This is a genomic window from Pseudomonas sp. GNP014, from assembly GCF_054344005.1.
In genome coordinates, this window is the sequence record NZ_JBTGUS010000001.1 from 445,877 (window position 1) to 466,386 (window position 20,510).

21 protein-coding genes are annotated in these 20,510 nt (G+C 62.7%); 9 read left to right on the forward strand and 12 right to left on the reverse strand.

The window, feature by feature from the left end; translation table 11 throughout:
* Window positions 1-75 precede the first annotated feature (75 nt).
* From ACXX9E_RS02090 to nrdR, 9 genes are all read right to left on the reverse strand, one after another.
* Window positions 76-813 (reverse strand): substrate-binding periplasmic protein, encoded by a 738-nt coding sequence (locus ACXX9E_RS02090; protein ID WP_458554978.1) that lies wholly within the window; start codon window positions 811-813, stop codon window positions 76-78.
* 34 nt (window positions 814-847) lie between these two features.
* The gene (locus ACXX9E_RS02095) at window positions 848-1,351 is read right to left on the reverse strand and encodes a phosphatidylglycerophosphatase A family protein (protein WP_003228639.1); all 504 of its coding nucleotides are present in this window, start codon (window positions 1,349-1,351) and stop codon (window positions 848-850) included.
* On the reverse strand, window positions 1,348-2,313 hold the full coding sequence (gene thiL, locus ACXX9E_RS02100; RefSeq protein ID WP_458554979.1) for a thiamine-phosphate kinase: 966 nt from the start codon (window positions 2,311-2,313) through the stop codon (window positions 1,348-1,350). The genes ACXX9E_RS02095 and thiL overlap by 4 nt, the downstream gene beginning before the upstream one ends.
* 27 nt (window positions 2,314-2,340) lie before the next feature.
* Complete coding sequence (gene nusB, locus ACXX9E_RS02105) at window positions 2,341-2,841, reverse strand: transcription antitermination factor NusB (protein ID WP_458554980.1); 501 nt, start codon at window positions 2,839-2,841, stop codon at window positions 2,341-2,343.
* The gene (gene ribH, locus ACXX9E_RS02110; RefSeq protein WP_003228649.1) at window positions 2,838-3,314 is read right to left on the reverse strand and encodes a 6,7-dimethyl-8-ribityllumazine synthase; all 477 of its coding nucleotides are present in this window, start codon (window positions 3,312-3,314) and stop codon (window positions 2,838-2,840) included. The genes nusB and ribH overlap by 4 nt, the downstream gene beginning before the upstream one ends.
* Before the next feature lie 91 nt (window positions 3,315-3,405).
* Entirely contained in the window at window positions 3,406-4,497 is a 1,092-nt protein-coding gene (gene ribBA, locus ACXX9E_RS02115) for a bifunctional 3,4-dihydroxy-2-butanone-4-phosphate synthase/GTP cyclohydrolase II (protein ID WP_123463756.1), read from the reverse strand.
* 16 nt (window positions 4,498-4,513) lie between these two features.
* A complete protein-coding gene (locus ACXX9E_RS02120; RefSeq protein WP_123463754.1) occupies window positions 4,514-5,179 on the reverse strand; it encodes a riboflavin synthase in 666 nt (221 codons plus the stop codon).
* Between the two features lie 47 nt (window positions 5,180-5,226).
* The gene (gene ribD, locus ACXX9E_RS02125) at window positions 5,227-6,360 is read right to left on the reverse strand and encodes a bifunctional diaminohydroxyphosphoribosylaminopyrimidine deaminase/5-amino-6-(5-phosphoribosylamino)uracil reductase RibD (protein WP_186746106.1); all 1,134 of its coding nucleotides are present in this window, start codon (window positions 6,358-6,360) and stop codon (window positions 5,227-5,229) included.
* Window positions 6,357-6,821, reverse strand: a complete 465-nt coding sequence (gene nrdR, locus ACXX9E_RS02130; protein WP_003228656.1) for a transcriptional regulator NrdR — start codon at window positions 6,819-6,821, stop codon at window positions 6,357-6,359. The genes ribD and nrdR overlap by 4 nt, the downstream gene beginning before the upstream one ends.
* 128 nt (window positions 6,822-6,949) lie before the next feature.
* On the opposite strand from nrdR, the gene ACXX9E_RS02135 reads away from it, so the two are divergent.
* From ACXX9E_RS02135 to trxA, 3 genes are all read left to right on the forward strand, one after another.
* Complete coding sequence (locus ACXX9E_RS02135) at window positions 6,950-7,414, forward strand: YbaY family lipoprotein (RefSeq protein WP_267801377.1); 465 nt, start codon at window positions 6,950-6,952, stop codon at window positions 7,412-7,414.
* Window positions 7,411-8,064, forward strand: a complete 654-nt coding sequence (locus ACXX9E_RS02140; RefSeq protein WP_458554981.1) for a class I SAM-dependent methyltransferase — start codon at window positions 7,411-7,413, stop codon at window positions 8,062-8,064. Before ACXX9E_RS02135 ends, ACXX9E_RS02140 begins: the two co-directional genes overlap by 4 nt.
* 156 nt (window positions 8,065-8,220) lie before the next feature.
* Window positions 8,221-9,093, forward strand: coding sequence for a thioredoxin (trxA, locus tag ACXX9E_RS02145; protein ID WP_458554982.1), 873 nt, complete (start codon window positions 8,221-8,223; stop codon window positions 9,091-9,093).
* Between the two features lie 87 nt (window positions 9,094-9,180).
* Here the strand turns inward: trxA and ACXX9E_RS02150 are convergent, their stop codons facing one another.
* Window positions 9,181-9,534: a hypothetical protein gene (locus ACXX9E_RS02150; protein ID WP_123463746.1), complete on the reverse strand. Its 354-nt coding sequence runs from the start codon at window positions 9,532-9,534 to the stop codon at window positions 9,181-9,183.
* A 135-nt stretch (window positions 9,535-9,669) separates the two neighbouring features.
* Here ACXX9E_RS02150 and ACXX9E_RS02155 point away from each other — a divergent pair, with 135 nt between their 5' ends.
* The 5 genes from ACXX9E_RS02155 (at window position 9,670) to ACXX9E_RS02175 (ending at window position 13,859) form a co-directional block, all read left to right on the forward strand.
* Entirely contained in the window at window positions 9,670-10,263 is a 594-nt protein-coding gene (locus ACXX9E_RS02155) for a DUF2796 domain-containing protein (RefSeq protein ID WP_123463744.1), read from the forward strand.
* Between the two features lie 140 nt (window positions 10,264-10,403).
* Window positions 10,404-11,114: an ABC transporter ATP-binding protein gene (locus ACXX9E_RS02160; RefSeq protein WP_123463742.1), complete on the forward strand. Its 711-nt coding sequence runs from the start codon at window positions 10,404-10,406 to the stop codon at window positions 11,112-11,114.
* Window position 11,115: 1 nt separating this feature from the next.
* Complete coding sequence (locus ACXX9E_RS02165) at window positions 11,116-12,381, forward strand: ABC transporter permease (RefSeq protein WP_123463740.1); 1,266 nt, start codon at window positions 11,116-11,118, stop codon at window positions 12,379-12,381.
* A gap of 11 nt (window positions 12,382-12,392) precedes the next feature.
* The gene (locus tag ACXX9E_RS02170; protein WP_458554983.1) at window positions 12,393-12,911 is read left to right on the forward strand and encodes a DUF3299 domain-containing protein; all 519 of its coding nucleotides are present in this window, start codon (window positions 12,393-12,395) and stop codon (window positions 12,909-12,911) included.
* Window positions 12,912-13,160: 249 nt separating this feature from the next.
* Entirely contained in the window at window positions 13,161-13,859 is a 699-nt protein-coding gene (locus tag ACXX9E_RS02175; RefSeq protein WP_123463738.1) for an OmpW/AlkL family protein, read from the forward strand.
* Window positions 13,860-14,114: 255 nt separating this feature from the next.
* On the opposite strand, the gene pgnE is transcribed toward ACXX9E_RS02175, so the two are convergent.
* Both pgnE and ACXX9E_RS02185 read right to left on the reverse strand, forming a co-directional pair.
* A complete protein-coding gene (gene pgnE, locus ACXX9E_RS02180; RefSeq protein WP_447807602.1) occupies window positions 14,115-15,047 on the reverse strand; it encodes a UDP-N-acetylglucosamine epimerase PgnE in 933 nt (310 codons plus the stop codon).
* Complete coding sequence (locus tag ACXX9E_RS02185) at window positions 15,040-15,924, reverse strand: sugar nucleotide-binding protein (protein ID WP_123463735.1); 885 nt, start codon at window positions 15,922-15,924, stop codon at window positions 15,040-15,042. The genes pgnE and ACXX9E_RS02185 overlap by 8 nt, the downstream gene beginning before the upstream one ends.
* Window positions 15,925-16,203: 279 nt before the next feature.
* Here ACXX9E_RS02185 and ACXX9E_RS02190 point away from each other — a divergent pair, with 279 nt between their 5' ends.
* A complete protein-coding gene (locus ACXX9E_RS02190) occupies window positions 16,204-20,490 on the forward strand; it encodes a DEAD/DEAH box helicase (RefSeq protein WP_458554984.1) in 4,287 nt (1,428 codons plus the stop codon).
* Window positions 20,491-20,510 lie beyond the last annotated feature (20 nt).

Consider the following 20,510-nt stretch of genomic DNA (forward strand, 5'->3'; position numbering starts at 1 on the left):
ATTATGGTTACTGACCCAACGCTATCGCTGGCAAGCCAGCTCCCACAAAACTCTTTATCAGCCGGTCAATCGCGTTCAATTTGCCTCGAACGGATACGGCTGCTTCCACTTCTCGAAAATCGGTTTCAGCTCACCACTGTTCACCAACTGCTCCATGCGCCTGTCGAACAGTGCCAGCAACGTGCGCGCCTGCGGCGTGTCGGCGAAGCACAGGTACAGCGGCAACTCGGCGATGTGGGTCTTGCGAAACTGCGCCGGATCCCTGGCCCGGCCGAGCACGTAATCGATTTCGGTCAGTGCGTCGATGTAGTAGTCGGCGCGGTTGTGGGTGAGCATCGACAGGATGCCGGTACGCCGGATGACTTCATTGTAGTTGCGCACATTGGGCAGGTATTTCTGATAGTCATAACCGCGCACCCAGGCCAGTCGATAGCTGCCGAGTGTCTCGGGGGTCGGCAGCGGGTTGCTCGCAAGCCCCAGGGCATAGATGTGGTCGGTATCAAAATTCCAGCGCGGGTACAGCAGGTCGCTGGCCTCGTCATGATAGGAGCCGACGCACGCGTCGACTTCACCGCGCTCTGCCAGACCGACCGAGCGAGTGTAGGGCTCGCTGCGAATGTCGAGCTTCACCCCGGCAGGTTCGAACACCTTGCGCAGCACGTCCCAGCCCAGGCCATGACCGTCGGCGGCGGTGTAGTCTTCCCAGTCTTCGCTGGCCAGGTGGATGACCGACGGCGCGTGCGCGGCTTCCTGAGCACTGGCGACAGTGCCCAGCAAGATCAGAAAAACCAGCGCCAGCCAGCGTCGCGCCATCCTTAGTCTCCTCACTGAACCCGGACTCTCCGGATCAGGCGAAAATCCATACCAGTCCTTGCATCGCAAGCCAGGCAAACACGCCGGCCAGCACGTCGTCGAGCATGATCCCGACGCCACCGTGGACATGCCGGTCGATCCAGCGAATCGGCCACGGCTTGAGAATGTCGAAGAAACGGAACATCAGGAAACCGGCCAGCAACCAGTACCAGCCTTCCGGCACCAGCCACAGGGTGATCCACATCCCGACCATCTCGTCCCAGACGATACCTTCGTGATCGTGTACCCGCAGATCGTCGGCGACCTTGCCGCACAGCCAGAAGCCGAACAGCATGGTGATCCCGAGCATCAGCCAGTAACCCCAGTCGGGCAACATCTGCCACAACGGGATAAAGGGTAGCGCAACTAACGAGCCCCACGTGCCCGGTGCTTTCGGCAAAGTGCCCGAACCGAAGCCGAACGCGAGGAAATGCCAGGGATTGCGCCAGACCGATGGCGGCACGAATTCGGCCGGAACCTGCTTCGGGTGATCTGTCACGGTGTCTCCTGAAAATGTTGATAGCCCCGGATTTGCGGGGTGATGTCGTGTCCTTCGCGATCCAGCAACGCCACGCCCTGCCCTTCAATGACGCGACCGATCACATGGATCGGCCAGCCGTCGGCCAGCAGCGCCGGCAACTCGACGGACGGCAGGGTGAAGGCCAGCACATAATCATCGCCACCACTCAACGCCGCACGCTCGGCGCCGCGCTGGCCGAGAAATGCCACTAGAGCATCCGACAACGGTACGCGCTCGCGTTCAATCTCGAGCCGCACCTTCGAGGCCAGGGCAATGTGGCCACAGTCGGCGAGCAAGCCATCGGAGATGTCCAGCGCTGAACGGGCCTTGCCGCGCAGGGCCTGTCCGAGGGCGAGTTGCGGCTGCGGCGACCAGTAGTGATCGAGCAGCGGCTGGGCGATGTGCGGTTCGGCTTCACGCTGGCCCAGCACCAGCGGCAAGGCGCCGGCGGCATTGCCCAGCTCACCGCCGACACACAACAGATCTCCCGGCTGCGCACCGCTGCGGGTCAACGCCTGACCGGCCGGAACACGCCCGAACACAGTGACCGTCAGACTCAACGGCCCGCGCGTGGTATCGCCGCCCACCAGCACGACGCCGCAGCTTTGCGCCATGCGGTTCAAGCCGCCGGCATAGGCTTGCAGCCAATCGGCGGTCACCGTCGGTACAGTCAGGGCAAGGGTAAAGGCAACGGGCGTGGCGCCCATGGCGGCCAGATCGCTGACCGCAACGGCCAGCGAGCGCTGACCGAGCAGAAACGGATCGCAGGGGTCGGCGAAATGCACACCGGCCACCAGCGTATCGGTGGAAATCGCCAGCTGTTCCCCCGGGGGAACCGCCAGCAAGGCGCAGTCGTCGCCGATCCCCAGTGCAACGCCCTCGCCGCCCTGCGCACAAGGCGCGGCGGCGAAGAAATTGCGGATCAGCTCAAACTCGCCCATGGCTGAGACAAAGAGTTCAAGCGCGGGTTAGCGCTTGAACGCCTTCACTTCAGCTTCACGCAGGCGCGGGGCCAGCTTGTCGAGCACGCCGTTGACGAACTTGTGGCCGTCGGTCGAACCGAAGACTTTCGCCAGCTCGATACCTTCGTTGATCACCACGCGATACGGCACGTCGATGCGCTTGAGCAGTTCCCAGGTGGACAGGCGCAGAACGGCCAGTTCAACCGGGTCCAGCTCTTCGATCGCCAGATCCAGGCACGGCGTCAGGGCGTTGTCGATTTCGGTCTTGAACTGCGGAACCCCGTGGAGGATTTCGCGGAAGTAAGCACCGTCGACATCGGTGAAATCGTTATCAACGCGAAACTGCGCTTCGATCTCGTTCAGCGATTGCTTGGCCATGTGCCACTGGTACAGCGCCTGGGTCGCGAGCTGACGGGCTTCGCGACGCTTGACGCTTTTCGAGGGCTTGCCGGCATCCGCAGGTTTCGGATCGCGCGGGTTGAAACGATCGCTTTCGTCGCTAATCACTTGGCCTCCAACTGCGCCAGCAGGCTGACCATTTCCAGAGCGGACAGGGCAGCTTCGGCACCTTTGTTACCGGCCTTGGTGCCGGAACGTTCGATGGCTTGCTCGATGGAATCCACGGTCAGGACGCCGAACGCAACCGGAACGCCGAACTCCATGGACACCTGGGCCAGGCCCTTGGTGCACTCGCCCGCCACGTATTCGAAGTGCGGGGTGCCGCCACGAATGACCGCGCCGAGGGCGATGATGGCTGCGAACTCACCTTTCTGGGCGACTTTCTGCGCAACCAGCGGGATTTCGAAGGCGCCAGGTGCGCGGATGATGGTGATGTCGCTTTCGCTCACGCCATGGCGAACCAGGGCATCAACTGCACCGCTGACCAGGCTTTCAACGACGAAGCTGTTGAAACGGCCCACTACCAGAGCGTAGCGGCCTTTAGGGGCGATGAAGGTACCTTCGATGGTCTTCAGGGTCATTCGTCAGTTCTCTTAAAGAGCCGGGACGCGTCTGCTACGCGTCCCTCAGTGATTTATTTGCCGCGAATCGGAGACCGGAAACAACCGGTCATTATTCGGAGGGCACGTATTCTACAACTTCCAGATCGAAACCGGATATCGCATTAAATTTCATTGGCGCAGACATCAGGCGCATTTTGCGCACACCGAGGTCACGCAGGATCTGCGAACCGGCACCGACGATGCTGTAGGTGGTCGGTTTTTTCGGCGCTGCCTGCTCACCGGTTTCACGGATATGTGCCAGCAGCACGTCGCCATCGAGCGGGTGACCAAGCAACAACACGACACCGCTGCCGGCCTCGGCAACCGCAGCCATCGCGGCGCGCAGGCTCCAGCGGCCCGGTTGCTTGACCATCAGCAGGTCGCGCAGCGGGTCCATGTTGTGCACGCGAACCAGGGTCGGCTCTTCGGCGCAGACATTGCCCAGGGTGAGGGCCATGTGCACGTCGCCTTCCACCGAATCACGATAGGTCACCAGGTTGAATTGGCCCAGTTCGCTGTCCAGTGGCTGCTCGGCAATCCGCTGAACGGTACGTTCGTGGATCATCCGGTAGTGAATCAGGTCGGCGATGGTGCCGATCTTGATGTTGTGTTCGGCGGCGAACGCTTCCAGCTCGGCACGACGGGACATGGTGCCGTCGTCATTCATCACTTCACAGATCACGCCGCTCGGCTCGAAACCGGCCATGCGTGCCAGGTCGCACGCTGCTTCGGTGTGGCCGGCGCGGGCCAGGGTGCCACCGGCCTGAGCCATCAGCGGGAAGATGTGGCCCGGGCTGACGATGTCTTCGGCCTTGGCGTCCTTGGCGGCAGCCGCTTGCACGGTGCGTGCACGGTCGGCGGCGGAGATACCGGTGGTGACGCCTTCGGCGGCTTCGATCGACACGGTGAACTTGGTGCCGAACCCGGAACCGTTGCGCGGCGCCATCAGCGGCAGCTTCAACAGTTCGCAGCGCTCGCGGCTCATCGGCATGCAGATCAGGCCACGGGCGTGCTTGGCCATGAAGTTGATGTGCTCGGCCTTGCAGCACTCGGCGGCCATGATCAGGTCGCCTTCGTTCTCGCGGTCTTCGTCATCCATGAGGATGACCATCTTGCCTTGGCGGATGTCTTCAACCAGTTCTTCGATGCTATTGAGCGCCACAAGGCACCCCCTTCAGTCAGGATTTGAGATAGCCGTTGGCGGCCAGAAAGCTTTCAGTGATCGTGCCACCCGATGCAGGCTCAGCGGCCTTGTCACCCAGCAACAGGCGCTCCAGATAACGCGCCAGCAAGTCGACTTCCAGGTTCACCCGGCGACCTGGCTTGTAGGACGCCATGATGGTTTCGCTCAGGGTGTGCGGAATGATCGTCAGCAGAAATTCGGCGCCATCGACCGCGTTCACGGTCAGGCTGGTGCCGTCGACGGTGATCGAGCCTTTATGGGCGATGTACTTGGCCAGTTCCTTCGGCGCACGGATACGAAATTCCACGGCGCGGGCATTGTCGCTGCGCGAGACCACTTCGCCGACACCGTCGACGTGACCGCTGACCAGATGCCCACCGAGACGGGTGGTCGGGGTCAGGGCTTTTTCCAGATTGACCGGGCTGCCGCTTTTCAGGTCGTTCATGGCCGTGCAGTCCAGCGTTTCACGGCTGACGTCGGCGGCAAAGCCGTTGCCCGGCAGTTCAACGGCAGTCAGGCACACGCCGTTGACCGCGATGCTGTCGCCGAGTTTGACGTCGCTCAGGTCGAGCTTGCCGGTTTCGACGTGCACCCGTACATCACCGCCCTTGGGGGTCAGTGCACGGATACTGCCGATGGATTCGATGATGCCGGTAAACATGGGGTTCTCCTTGAGAACGAAGCCAGCGCTAAGGCGATGGCCGGGAATTATACGCTCGCCGAACGGACCGGCGTCGCAGTGACTCGCCAGTCATCGCCAACCGCGCGAATCTCGGTGATTTTCAGTTCGGGAGCGTCCTTCATATAGGCCAGCGGCCAGTCCAGTAGCGGACGCGCCGTGGAGCCGAGGAACTTGCCGGCGATGAAGATCACGAATTCGTCGACCAGACCGAGCTGGGCAAACGCCCCCGCCAGACGCGGGCCGGCCTCGACCAGCACCTCGTTGACGCCACGGTTGGCCAGTTCGATGAGCAGTTGATGCAGATCGACCTGACCGTCATCACCCGGCACGATCAGGCATTCCGGGCCGTTGGCGTACTGCTCTTCCACCGCCATACACGTGGCGACCAGCGCCGGACCGGCCTTGAAGAACGGCGCATCGAGCGGCACCCGCAGGCGCCCGTCGATCAGCACCCGCAGCGGCGGACGGCTCATGGCCAACGCGGTTTGCCCGGCATCCAGGCCCAACTCGTCGGCGCGCACGGTCAGGCGAGCGCCGTCAGCCAGTACGGTGTCGGCGCCGGTCAGCACCACGCTGGCCTGAGCGCGCAGACGCTGCACCGCAGAACGGGCGGCCGGGCCGGTGATCCATTGGCTCTCGCCGCTGTCCATCGCCGTGCGACCGTCCAGACTCATCGCCAGCTTGACCCGCACAAACGGCAAGCCGTGTTCCATGCGTTTCAGGAAACCTTGATTGAGCAGGCGCGCCTCGGCTTCCAGCACACCGCTTTCAGTGGCAATGCCGGCATCGGCCAGACGCTGCAAGCCACGCCCGGCAACTTGCGGGTTCGGATCACGCATCGCTGCGACCACCCGGCCCACCCCGGCATTCACCAATGCGTCGGCGCACGGCGGCGTGCGGCCATGATGGCTGCACGGTTCAAGGGTGACGTAAGCGGTCGCGCCGCGGGCCAGTTCACCGGCGGCGCGCAGGGCGTGGACTTCGGCATGGGGTTCGCCGGCGCGCTCGTGGAAGCCTTCGCCGACAATTTGCCCGTCACGCACGATCACGCAGCCAACCCGTGGATTGGGATGGGTGGTGTAGTGGCCCTTGCGCGCCAGTTCCAGCGCGCGAGCCATGAAGTGCGCGTCGAGGATGGCCTGCTCGGCGGCGCGGGTCATTCTTTCACCGGTTCGCGGGCGAGGCGGTCGATTTCTTCGCGGAACTCGTTGAGGTCCTGAAAGCGCCGGTACACCGAAGCGAAACGGATGTAGGCGACTTCATCGAGTTTTTGCAGTTCGGCCATCACCAGTTCGCCGACCACGAGGGATTTGACCTCGCGCTCACCGGTGGCGCGCAGCTTGTGCTTGATGTGGACCAGAGAAGATTCGAGGCGCTCGACGCTCACCGGACGTTTCTCCAGGGCGCGTTGCATGCCGGCGCGCAGCTTTTCTTCGTCGAACGGTTGGCGGCTGCCGTCGGTTTTGATCAGGCGCGGCAACACCAGTTCGGCCGTCTCGAACGTTGTGAAACGTTCGCCGCAGGCCAGGCATTCACGCCGGCGGCGCACCTGTTCGCCCTCGGCGACCAGACGGGAGTCGATGACCTTGGTGTCGTTGGCACCGCAGAAGGGACAGTGCATGGTGGCTGGCAACAAAAAAAGGGAGGGCCATGGTAGCGCATCCCGGTGGCAAGACAAGCCATAGGCTTTGCGGTATACAGAACGGCATGATCGTTTGATCCATGGATTTCATTTTGCTGGAGCATCCAATGCCGTTACGTCCGCTCGTTTTGCTCAGTCTTTTCAGCCTGCTGGTGGCCTGTGGCAGCGATGCACCCAAGCCTCAGCCGCCAACGCCCGGCCCGGCGCCGCAGCAAGCGCAGAAAAAAGCCAAAGAGGCTGCCGAACTTGGCCCGCTGCCGGCCTATCAACGGGAACTGAGCGGCACCCTTCAGGGTGTTCCGGCCGGTGCCGAAGTCGAGCTGGCGCTGCTGGTGATCGATGCAAAGGATCGCCCGCAACAACTGCTCGCCAGTTCCAGCCTGATCGGCAACAACCAGGCCCTGCCGTTCCGCCTGCGCTTCAACCCGGACGCCTTCCCTGCCGGTGCGCGGGTTGAACTGCGTGGCCGCGCCAGCCAGTCCGGCCAGTTGATTTTGCATCTGCCGTCGCAAACCATCACCCAGCCGACTTCCCAGGCGCTGGGTCAACTGCAATTTGTCAAAGCACCATGAATCCACCGCTCGACCTGCAACAGGCGTTAGGTGGATTGCTCGGCGACGCCAGACTCAAGGTCTGTGCGTTGCCGGACACCGATTTGCAGTTGTGGCTGATCGACAGCGACAACATGGATCGCGAATTCAGTCAGGAAGAAATCCAGCGAATTCTGCACGAGCCACCCTATTGGGGGTTCTGCTGGGCCAGCGGTCTTGCAGTGGCGCGTTATCTGGCGGAGTTTCCACAGTGGGTGCGCGGCAAGCGCGTGCTGGATTTCGGCGCCGGTTCCGGGATTGCCGGGATCGCGGCGGTCAAGGCCGGAGCCTTGGAAGTGGTGGCCTGCGATCTCGATCCGCTGGCGATTTCCGCGTGCCGGGCGAATGCCGCGCTGAATAATGTCGAGATGAGCTATTCGACAGATTTCTTTGCCGAGGCCGATCGGTTTGATCTGATTCTGGTGGCGGACGTGTTGTACGACCGGGCGAATCTGCCGCTGCTCGATGCGTTTTTAAGTCGTGGTCGGGAAGCGTTGGTGGCGGATTCGCGGGTTCGGGATTTTCGGCATCCGTTGTATGAGCGGATTGAAATGCTAGAGGCGATGACGTTGCCGGACCTGGCGGAGCCGGAAGAATTCAGACATGTCAGCCTCTACCATGCGCGACGTTAGCTAAAAGCTTCGCGAGCAGGCTCGCTCCCACAGTTCATAAATCCCCTGCTCGCGAAAGCGTCCTGTCAGGCAACACACCTCTCAAAGGCTGACCGCTTCCGGCCACACCCCGCCAAGCCGTATAGTTGCCCCATTCACGTTTTTACGAGATCCCCCATGAGTCAGCAAACGCCGTACATCTTCGACGCCACGACTGCCGATTTCGACCAGTCGGTGATCGAAGCTTCCTTCAATAAACCGGTGCTGGTGGATTTCTGGGCCGAGTGGTGTGCGCCGTGCAAGGCATTGATGCCGATGCTGCAAGGCATCGCCGAGAGCTATCAGGGCGAACTGCTGCTGGCCAAGGTCAACTGCGACATCGAACAGGACATCGTTGCCCGTTTCGGTATTCGCAGCCTGCCGACCGTGGTGCTGTTCAAGGACGGTCAACCGGTGGACGGTTTTGCCGGCGCGCAGCCGGAATCCGCCGTGCGCGCCCTGCTCGAACCGCACGTGCAGATGCCGCCGCCGGCCGCCGCCGATCCGTTCGAACAGGCTCAGGCGTTGTTCGATGACGGTCGTTATGCCGATGCCGAAGCGGCGCTGGTGGTCCTGCTCACTGAAGACAACACTAACGCCAAGGCGCTGATTCTCTACGCGCGCTGCCTGACCGAACGTGGCGAGCTGGACGAAGCGCAAACCGTGCTCGACGCCGTCAAGAGTGACGAGCACAAGGCGGCGCTGGCCGGGGCCAAGGCGCAGATCAAGTTTCTTGGGCTGGCTCGCGATCTACCGGACGCTGCCGACCTCAAGGCGCGCCTGGCACAGAACCCGCTAGACGACGAAGCGGTGTATCAACTGGCGATCCAGCAACTGGCGCGCCAGCAATATGAGGCAGCGCTGGAGGCCTTGCTGAAGTTGTTTATCCGCAACCGCAGCTATGGCGAAGGGTTGCCGCACAAGACGTTGCTGCAGGTGTTCGAGTTGCTGGGCAACGATCACCCGCTGGTGACTGCGTATCGTCGCAAGGTGTTTGCGGCGCTTTATTGAGATCAAAAGACCGCAGCCTGCGGCAGCTCCTGCATGGGATTGGCATTCACCCTGCAGGAGCTGCCGCAGGCTGCGATCCTTTGCGGTCTACTCTATCCAGCTGTAGAGCGGCGTATCCCCGCCACTGACCACTTTCACCTGCGAACTATGGCGCAGGCGCACCAGCAAGCGCTTGCCCGCCGCTGCGCTACCGGTCAGCCCTTCCAGTTGATCAAGCAAATCCGGACCGCTGAGTTGCCCGGCCTTGCGCAACAAATCTTTCGCCACCTGCCACAGCGCCTCGTCCTGGTTCAGCGGTTTCGCTGCTGGCGCTGCCGCCATTTCCGGCTGAGCCGGCGCCGGCACATTCAGGGCTGATCCGAGCCGCGCCCAATCGCTGTCATCCAGTTCCACCGTCAAGTCCACCGGCACCTCGCCGACGGTTCCGCGTATCCGCACCATTGAGTTCTCTCCCGCACATTTCTGAGCTGCATGCTCCCACGGGACTTGTGCAACGCCAAGCGCACGGGCAAACTCTGCGGACTTTCGTTATAAGATTACATAACAAACTCTTCACTTTACTTCCTGGAGACCGCCATGCGTCGTCTGCTGCTCGCTTTGCCGTTTGCCCTGTTGCCGCTGGCCATTGCCCACGCGGCTGATGAGCATGACCACGATCATGAACACGGCAGCCTCGGTGCGCATGAACATGGCGTCGGCCGTCTGAATGCCGCACTCGACGGCCAGACCCTGGAGCTGGAACTGGAAAGCCCGGCGATGAACCTGGTCGGTTTCGAACACGCCGCCACCAGCGACGCCGACAAGGCCAAAGTCGCTGCCGCTCGCACGAAACTGGAAAACCCGCTGGCTCTGTTCAACCTGCCCGCCGCTGCCGGTTGCAAAGTCGTCAGTCAGGAACTGGAAAGCCCGCTGTTCGGCGACAAGCCGGATGCCGACGATCACGACGACGATGAAGCGGACAAGGACGGGCATGAGCATCACCACGACCACAGCGAAATCCACGCGCACTATCAGTTCAGCTGCGCCACGCCGGGGGCACTGAAGACCCTGGACCTGGCGAACATTTTCAATACCTTCCCGGCCACCCAGAAAATTCAGGTACAACTGATCAGCGCCAGCGGCCAGCAGGGCACGGAAGTGACCGCCAAGGCTGCCGCGCTGAAATTCTAAGCCTCACCGAAACACCCTTGTGGGAGCGAGCTTGCTCGCGAATGCGATTCGTCAGGCGCCTCTGGATTGACTGATCTACCGCTTTCGCGAGCAAGCTCGCTCCCACAGGGGTTATGCGTTCACCTCATGAAACTGGTGCCATGACCCAAGCACTTATCGAACTGTCCGACCTGGGCTTCAACTGGCCCGGTCACCCGCCATTGCTGGACATTCCGGCGTTTCGTCTGGAAGCCGGTGAAACCCTGTTCCTCAAAGGCCCCAGCGGCAGCGGCAAGACCACCCTGCTCGGCCTGCTCGGTGGCGTGCAAAAGCCCGGTCGCGGCAGCATCCGTCTGCTCGGCCAGGAGCTGACCGAACTCTCCGCCGGCGCCCGCGATACGTTTCGCGTCGACCACACCGGCTACATCTTCCAGCAGTTCAACCTGCTGCCGTTTCTCTCGGTGCGCGAGAACGTCGAACTGCCCTGCCACTTCTCCAAGCTGCGTGCACAGCGGGCGAAGCAACGTCACGGCAGCGTCGATCAAGCCGCTGCCACGTTGCTCGCGCACCTGGGTCTGAAAGACGAAAGCATCCTCGGCCGCCGCGCCGACTCGCTGTCGATCGGCCAACAGCAACGGGTCGCTGCGGCCCGCGCCTTGATCGGTCAACCGGAACTGGTGATCGCCGATGAACCGACCTCGGCACTGGATTACGACGCCCGGGAAAACTTCATTCGTCTGTTGTTCGCCGAATGCCGCGAGGCCGGCTCGAGCCTGTTGTTCGTCAGCCACGACCAGAGCCTGGCGCCGCTGTTCGACCGTCACCTGTCCCTGGCCGAGCTCAATCGCGCCGCCACGTCTGCCGAGGTCTGAGATGTATCTGTTTCGTCTGGCCATGGCCAGCCTGGCCAACCGCCGCTTCACCGCCCTGCTCACCGCGTTCGCCATTGCCCTGTCGGTGTGCCTGCTGCTCGCCGTCGAGCGCGTGCGCACCGAAGCCAAAGCGAGTTTCGCCAGCACCATCAGCGGTACCGATCTGATCGTCGGCGCCCGCTCCGGCTCGGTGAACCTGCTGCTGTACTCGGTGTTCCGCATCGGCAACGCGACCAACAATATCCGCTGGGACAGCTTCGAACACTTCGCCAGCAACCCGAAAGTGAAATGGGCGATCCCGATGTCCCTCGGCGACTCGCATCGCGGTTATCGGGTGATGGGCACCACCGAAGCGTATTTCGAGCATTACCAGTACGGCCGCCAGCAACACTTGGCCCTGGCCGACGGTCGTGCATTTGCGACCGATCCTTTTGAAGTGGTGCTCGGTGCCGAAGTCGCCGAAGCGTTGCATTACAAGCTCGGCGACAAACTGGTGCTGGCCCACGGCGTGGCGGCAATCAGCCTGGTCAAGCACGACGATAAACCATTCACCGTGGTCGGCATTCTCAAGCGCACCGGCACCCCGGTCGATCGCACACTGCACATCAGCCTCGGCGGTATGGAGGCGATTCACATCGACTGGCACAACGGTGTGCCGGCGCGCGGCGACGGGCGCATCACGGCGGATCAGGCGCGCAACATGGACCTGACACCACAGGCGATCACTGCGTTCATGCTCGGCCTCAATAGCAAGATTTCCACCTTCGCCCTGCAACGCGAGATCAACGAATACCGTGGCGAGCCGATGCTGGCGATCCTCCCGGGCGTGGCCTTGCAGGAGTTGTGGAGCCTGATGAGCACCGCTGAAAAAGCGCTGTTCGTGGTCTCGTTGTTCGTCGTGCTGACCGGGTTGATCGGCATGCTCACGGCGATTCTCACCAGCCTCAACGAACGTCGCCGGGAGATGGCGATTCTGCGCTCGGTCGGTGCACGACCGTGGCACATCGCAAGCCTGCTGGTGCTGGAAGCCTTCGCCCTGGCGCTGACCGGGGTAATCGCCGGACTCGCGCTGCTATACATCGGCATCGCTGCGGCACAGGGTTATGTGCAGGCCAATTACGGACTGTATCTGCCGCTGGCGTGGCCGAGCGAGTATGAATGGACGCTGCTCGGTGGCATTCTGGCGGCTGCGCTGCTGATGGGCAGCGTGCCGGCCTGGCGCGCCTATCGCCAATCCCTGGCTGATGGCCTGTCGATCCGTTTATGAGGATGTTCACCATGCCCCGCGCTGCACTTGCGCTGCTGTTGCTGATCGCCCTGCCCGTGTGGGCAGCGGCGCCGAAAGACCTGACCTGGTCGGAGATGATTCCGCCGGACGCCGCGCCGGAAGTGCCGAACATGACGCCTCTGCACGACCTGTCGAAGATGAGTGATGCGCTGTCCGCCGAGTCTGCGCCTGCGGCCAGGCAGGACATGCCGAATGCGCCGGTGGTGCAGGCACTCGACGGGCAGAACATTCGTTTGCCGGGTTATATCGTGCCACTGGAAGTCAATGAAGAAGGACGCACCACGGACTTCCTGCTGGTGCCATATTTCGGCGCGTGCATCCATGTGCCGCCACCGCCGTCGAACCAGATCGTGCATGTGAAAAGCGAGTTGGGCGTGAAGCTCGATGAGCTGTATCAGCCGTATTGGGTCGAGGGACCGTTGCAGGTCAAGGCCTCGAGCAGTGAACTGGCGGATGCCGGGTATCAGATGGATGCCGACAAGATTTATGTGTATGAGCTGCCGGAGTAATTCCCGGTAGTTTTGTGCTGTTTGTAAGGGCCCCATCGCTGGCAAGCCAGCTCCCACAGGTTTCGTTGGCGATCACAAAATTTGTGAACGACTCGATCACTGTGGGAGCTGGCTTGCCAGCGATGGGGCCCTCCAAGTTCCCACAGAAACCCGCCCCTTCACTGTTTCATTGAGCTGAGTCAAAAGACCGTATCAGTTGGCTTCATACCATAGGACATCAGACATTTTTAACGTCCTTTTGGAGCTCCCATGAACAAGTCCTTGCTCAGCGCCTCGCTGTTTGCCCTCGCGCTCGCAGCCCCGCTCGCCCACGCCCACGAAGCCGGCGACATCCTCATCCGCGCCGGTGCGATCACCGTCAACCCGAAGGCCGACAGCTCCAACGTCAAGGTCGATCAGGGTCCGTTGAGCGGCACCAATCTGGGCGGCAAGGCGACCATGAGCAGCGACACCCAACTGGGCCTGAACTTCGCCTACATGCTCACCGACCACGTCGGTCTCGAGTTGCTGGCGGCCACTCCGTTTGAACATGACGTGAAGCTCAAAGGCACTGCACTGCCTGCGGCCAACGGCAAACTAGGCACCCTGAAACACTTGCCGCCGACCCTCAGCGTTGTCTACTACCCGCTGGATTCGAAGTCGCCGTTCCAGCCCTATGTCGGCGGCGGCATCAACTACACCTGGATCTATGACGAGCACGTCGGCAGCGAAGCCAGCGCCAATGGCTTCAGCAACTTCAAGGCGAAAAACTCCTGGGGTCTGGCCTGGCAGGTCGGCGCCGACTACATGCTGACCGACAACATCATGCTCAACGCCCAAGTGCGTTACATCGACATCGACACCCGTGCCACCGTCGAGAACAACGCGGTGGCGCCGGGCACACGCGCACGGGTGAACGTGGATGTCGATCCATTCATCTACATGGTGGGTTTGGGCTATAAGTTCTAAGTCGAGTTATCGAACGTTCACGTGGTGGTGAATGAGGCTTGGTGGTGAGCAGGCATTGAACTGACGGCGACCGCACGCAGTTGATCGGGGGACAACATCCCCTTGCCACAGGGATAGCGAGATTATTCCGGCCGTGAAAAAGGCGCCTGTCAAAGGGCGCCTTTTTCATGTCCGCTGGAAACCTCTGGCGTGAGCTGGATCTCCCCCTCACCCCAGACCTCTCCCGAGGTAGAGGGTTAGGGTGAGGGGCTCTTTTCAGGAGCGACCGAGCAACCGTGCCAACCCCACGCTCATTGGCGTCTGCTGCGGCATCTTGAAGCGCTCCAGCAAGCGAGCATTGTTCGCTCGCGAGTGGCGGATATCACCGGAGCGCGCCGGGCCGTAGCTGATCGGCGGCAGCTCCCCAACCACCGCCTGCAGGGCGTCAAGCATCTGCTTGAGGCTCATCGACTGATTCCAGCCGACGTTGACCGCACCGACTGCCACTTCAGGCTTTTCGATCGCCTGTACCAGCAGCTCGACCAGGTCTTCGACATAAAGAAAATCGCGCGTCTGCTCGCCATCGCCAAACACGGTGATGGGCAGGCCTTTCTGCGCACGTTCGCTGAAAATGCTGATGACCCCGGAGTACGGTGAGGACGGGTCCTGACGCGGGCCGAAGATGTTGAAGAAGCGGAACACCACCGGCTCCAGACCATGCTGGCGACGATAGAAATCGAAATAGTGTTCGCCCGCCAGTTTGTCGGAGGCGTACGGCGTCAGCGGGGCTTTGGGTGTGTCTTCATTGATCGACTCGCCCTCGCCGTTGTTGCCGTATACCGCCGCACTGGAGGCGTACAGCACGCGTTTGACCCCGGCCAGGCGCATGGCTTCGCAAACGTTCAGGGTGCCGATGAAGTTGCTCTGATGCGTCTTCACCGGATCATCCACCGATGCCTGCACCGAGGCCACGGCCGCCAGGTGGGCCACGGCATTGCAACCTTGCATCGCCCGGGCGACCAGCGCCGCATCGGCCACGTCGCCGACAATCAGTTCAACCCTGGGGTTATCCAGCGGCAGGTTGCTGCGCTTGCCGGTCGACAGGTCGTCGAGCACTCGTACCGAATACCCGTGGGCGAGCAAGGCGTCGGTCAGGTGCGAGCCGATGAACCCGGCTCCACCCGTGATTAAAACAGTCCCTTCAGCCATGACGGTAAAACCTATCCAGTAAGGCCGGGAGCGCGGCGCGCCAGGCGCGCGGCTTGATCCCGAAGGTGTGCAGAATTTTTTTGCAGGCGAGCACCGCGTGTTGCGGCTCCTCGGCGGCATCCGGACGCGCGGCGTGGGCCTGGGCGGTCGGCGCTTCGATGGCCAGGGCATGCAGGCTGCGTGCTTCGGTCAGAATCGCCTGGCCCAGCGCCAGCGGTGTGGTCGCTTCATGACCGGCGTAGTGATAAGTACCCCACAGCGGCGCCGCGCAATCGAGTTGCTTGAGCACGGAAATGATCACCCGCGCAGCGTCATCCACCGGTGTCGGATTACCCCGACGATCGTCGGCCAGCAACAGTTCTTCCGGCTGTTCGGCGCGAGCAAGGAAGCGCCCGAGAGTGCCGTCGGGGCTGTCATCGAGCAACCAGCCAAATCGTAGCAAAACGTGTTGCGGGCACGTGGCGCGCACACTTTGTTCGATCCGCCACAAGGCCTGACCGCGCAGCCCCAGCGGCACCGGTTCATCCTTTTCGCTGTATGCGGTGGCGCGCGAACCGTCGAACACCCGATAACTGGACGGCTGCACAAGGATGATGTTGTGGTGCTGGCACAGTTCGGCCAGCCGCTCGATGGCGCGTTCCTGCCCGGCCATACGGCTTTCGCTGACGGTTTCGGCCTGGAACCAGTCGAAATAGTAGGCGAGATTGATCAATGCATCGGGACGGGTGTCGTCGAGCAGTTGTGTCAGGCTCGCGGCATCCCAGCCGTCTTCTGGCGGGCGGGGGGCGAGGAAACCGATGTCTTCCTCCGCACCGAGGCGAATCAGCGCCTGCCCAAGGGCATTTCCGCCGCCCAGTAACATAAGGCGCATTCGCATAGAGTCAGCAGGCCCAGTCTGATTGGAACGATGGCTTTAGCGACGGGACTTGTGGAACCGTCGTCGATAATTGCCGGAATCGTTGCATTTTGCGGGTTTAGTGCGCAACCGTCATCCGTAAAGTGCAGATCACCGGGATTTGTGCCATGGCCACTGGCCTCATCGCCGGCCAGCCAGCTCCCACAGTCTGGGTGTGCGCCGCGATCCCTGTGGCCCTGAAGATCCGCGCAGATCCCGGCGGTACTTGCATCTTGCAGTCGCCGCCCGCATAACTTAAGCATGAATCTGCCCATCCCCAAGGACGTGGCCCTGGCAGGCTTTCACCCCGCCGTCAGCGCCTGGTTCAGCAAGACTTTCCCGACGGTCACCGCCGCCCAGGCCCGCGCTTGGCCGTTGATCCGTCAGCGCCGGTCGACCCTGATCGCCGCGCCCACCGGCTCCGGCAAGACCCTCACCGCGTTCCTCGCCGTGCTCGACGACCTCGTCCACCGTGGCCTGGAAAACCCCGACGGCCTGCCCGACGAAACCCTGGTGGTGTATGTCTCGCCATTAAAAGCGCTGTCCAACGACATCCGCATCAACCTGCAAAATCCATTGGCCGGAATTACCGGGCAATTGCGCCAACTGGGCCTGCCGGAGCTGGAAATCACCACCGCCGTGCGCACCGGTGACACCCCGCAAAAAGAACGCGCCGCCATGCGCAAGCACGCGCCGCACATTCTGGTGACCACCCCGGAATCGCTGTACGTGCTGCTCGGCTCCGAGTCCGGGCGCAAAATGCTCGGCACCACACGCACGGTGATTGTCGATGAGATCCACGCCATGGCCGCCGGCAAGCGCGGCAGCCATCTGTCCCTGAGCCTTGAACGCCTGCAGGCGCTGTGCGCCGAACCATTGACCCGCATCGGCCTGTCCGCCACGCAGAAACCGGTCGAGGCCGTGGCGCAATTTCTGGTCGGTCATGAGCGCTCCTGCGAGATTATCGACATCGGCCACGCCCGTCCGCGGGACCTGGACATCGAAGTGCCGCCGGTGCCGTTGTCGGCGGTGATGGCCAACGATGTCTGGGAACTGGTTTACGATCGCCTCGCCGAACTCGCCCGCGAACACCGCACCACACTGATTTTCGTCAACACCCGGCGCCTGGCCGAACGCTTGAGCCGGCATCTCAGCGAACGCCTCGGCAAACAGGCCGTGGCGGCGCACCACGGCAGCCTGGCCAAGGAGTTCCGCCTCGACGCCGAACAGCGGCTCAAGCGCGGCGAACTGCAAGTGCTGATTGCTACCGCGTCGCTGGAACTGGGCATTGATATCGGCGAGGTCGATCTGGTCTGTCAGATCGCCTCGCCGCGTTCGATTGCCGGTTTTTTGCAACGGGTCGGTCGTTCCGGGCACCAGGTCGGCGGCACACCCAAAGGCCGCTTGTTCGCCACCACCCGCGACGACCTGATCGAATGCGCCGCCCTGCTCGACTGCGTGCGGCGCGGTGAACTCGACACGCTGCACATCCCCGAAGCGCCGCTGGACGTGCTGGCCCAGCAGATCATCGCCGAAGTCAGTTGCCAGGAATGGCCGGAGGACGCCCTGCTGGCGATGTTCCGCAAGGCCTCGCCGTATCGCCAGGTCGACGAAAAACACTATCAGGCCCTGCTGGCGATGCTCGCCGAAGGCTACAACGGTCGTCAGGGCATCCGCAGCGCTTACCTGCACCGCGACGCCGTCAGCCGCACCTTGCGCGGACGACGCGGGGCACGCCTGACCGCCGTGACCAGCGGCGGCACCATCCCCGACAACGCCGATTACAGCGTGCTGCTGGAGCCGCAAGGCCTGAGTATCGGCAGCGTCAATGAAGACTTCGCCGTGGAAAGCATCGCCGGTGATGTGTTCCAGCTCGGCAACACCTCGTACCGCATCTTGCGTGTGGAAACCGGCAAGGTGCGCGTCGAAGATGCTCACGGTCAGCCGCCGAGCATTCCGTTCTGGCTTGGCGAAGCGCCGGGGCGCAGCGATGAGTTGTCCGCGGCGGTGGCGCGCCTGCAAGCGACCCTCGACGACTTGCTCGGCGCCCGCCCCGGCGATCTGCAACCGGCCCTCGACTGGCTGACACAAACGTTAGGACTGAACGCCGCCAGCGCCGAACAACTGGTGGATTATCTGGCCCGCGCCCGCCACACCCTCGGCGCCCTGCCCTCGCAGGACACGCTGCTGATGGAACGGTTTTTCGACGAGTCCGGCGGCACCCAACTGATTATCCATTCGCCGTTCGGCAGCCGCATCAACCGCGCCTGGGGCCTGGCCCTGCGCAAGCGTTTCTGCCGCACCTTCAACTTCGAACTGCAGGCGGCAGCCAGTGAAGACGCGATCGTATTGTCGCTGTCCACCAGTCACAGCTTTGAGCTCGATGACGTCTGGCGCTACCTGCACAGCAACAGTGCCGAGCACCTGCTGATTCAAGCGGTGCTGGATGCGCCGCTGTTCGGCGTGCGCTGGCGCTGGAATGCCGGGGTGGCGCTGGCGTTGCCGCGTTTTACCGGCGGACGCAAGGTCGCGCCGCAATTGCAGCGAATGAAGAGTGAAGACCTGATCGCCAGTGTATTTCCCGACCAGATTGCCTGCCTTGAGAACCTCGCGGGTGAGCGGGAGATTCCCGAGCATCCGCTGGTCGAGCAGACCCTCGACGACTGCCTGCATGAGGCGATGGACAGCGAGGGCTGGCTGACCCTGTTGCGACGCATGGAGCAGGGCGACGTGCGTCTGATCAGTCGCGATCTGCCGGCACCCTCGCCATTGGCGGCGGAAATTCTCAGCGCCCGCCCCTACACCTTTCTCGACGATGCGCCGCTGGAAGAACGCCGCACCCAAGCGGTGATCAACCGACGCTGGAGCGATCCGCAATCGACCGATGATCTTGGTGCACTGGATGCCGACGCCATCGTCGCGGTGCGCGAAGAAGCCTGGCCGACGCCGAATACTGTGGATGAAATGCACGAAGCGTTGATGAGTCTGGCGTGCCTCAGCGATGCAGAGGCGCAGGCCAATCCGGGCTGGCGGGAATGGCTCAATGCACTGGCCGCGAGCGGTCGTGCCTGCCACTTGCAGATCGTTCAAGAGCATTCACTGTGGCTGGCACGCGAACGCCTGACGTGCCTGCAAGCGCTTTATCCACAGGCCACGCTACTGACCCGCGTGGTGGACTTGCCCGGCTTCGATAACGCCTGGACCTTCGACGAAGCACTGGTCGAAGTGATCCGCGCACGGCTCGGCGCGTTCGGCCCGCTGCCGTTGCCCGCCATCGCCGAACCGCTTGCGCTGCCCGCCCCTCAGGTCCAGCAAGCCCTCGCTCGACTGGAACGCGAAGGGTACGTGCTGCGCGGCCAGTTCACCCCGGGACTGACGCACGAGGAATGGTGCGAGCGGCATCTGCTGGCGCGGATCCATCGCTATACGGTCAAGCGCCTGCGCCGGGAAATCGAGCCCGTGGCGTTGCAGGATTTCATGCGTTTCCTGTTCGACTGGCAGCACCTCTCGCCCGCCACGCGCGGTCAGGGCATCGCAGTGTTGCCGGCAATCGTCGGCCAGCTCGAGGGGTATCCGGCGGCGGCTTCGGCCTGGGACAGCGACATCCTCCCGGCGCGCCTCAAGGACTACTCGCCGACCTGGCTGGATGATCTGTGTCGCAACGGCAAGCTGGTGTGGACGCGCCTCAGCGCCCGGCAAAAAACCAGTGGCACGGCATTGCGCAGCACGCCGATCGTATTGCTGCCCCGCAGTCAGGCCGGACTGTGGAGCGCACTGGCCGAGCAGACGCCGGTCAGCGAACTGTCAGCGAAAACCCAAAAGGTTTTTGAAGCCCTGAGTCAGCACGGCGCGCTGTTTTTCGATGAGCTGATTCATGAAGCGCACCTGCTGCGCACCGAACTGGAAACGGCCCTGCAGGAACTGGTTGGCGCTGGCCTGGTGAACGCCGACAGCTTCGCCGGCCTGCGTGCCCTGATCACCCCGGCGAGCAAGCGCCAGCAGCGCAGCAGTCGACGTGGACGCGGCGCGTTCGTCGGCGGCATGGATGATGCCGGGCGCTGGGCATTGCTGCGGCGCGGGCAGGCTGTGGATAACAACGAGACCCTGGAACACGTCGCCATGACCCTGCTGCGCCGCTACGGCGTGGTGTTCTGGCGGTTGCTGGAACGCGAAGCGGACTGGTTGCCGAACTGGCGGGAATTACTGCGCACCTTCCATCGCCTGGAAGCCCGTGGCGAGATTCGTGGTGGACGGTTTGTCAGCGGTCTGGCGGGAGAGCAGTTTGCCCTGCCCGAGGCGATTGCGCTGTTGCGCGAAGTACGACGGCGGCCGCATGACGGCAGTTTGATCGCGGTGTGCGGGGTGGATCCGCTGAACCTGACCGGGACGTTGTTGCCGGGGGTGAAAGTGCCGGCGCTGACGAGTAATCGGTTGATCTATCGGGATGGTTTGCCGGTGGCGGCGGAGATTGCCGGTAAGCAGCAATTTTGGCTGGAGCTGGATCAGATCACCATGGAACAGGTGCGCGGCAAGTTGATCCGGCGCTGAGGGGGTTTGGGCTCGCGAAA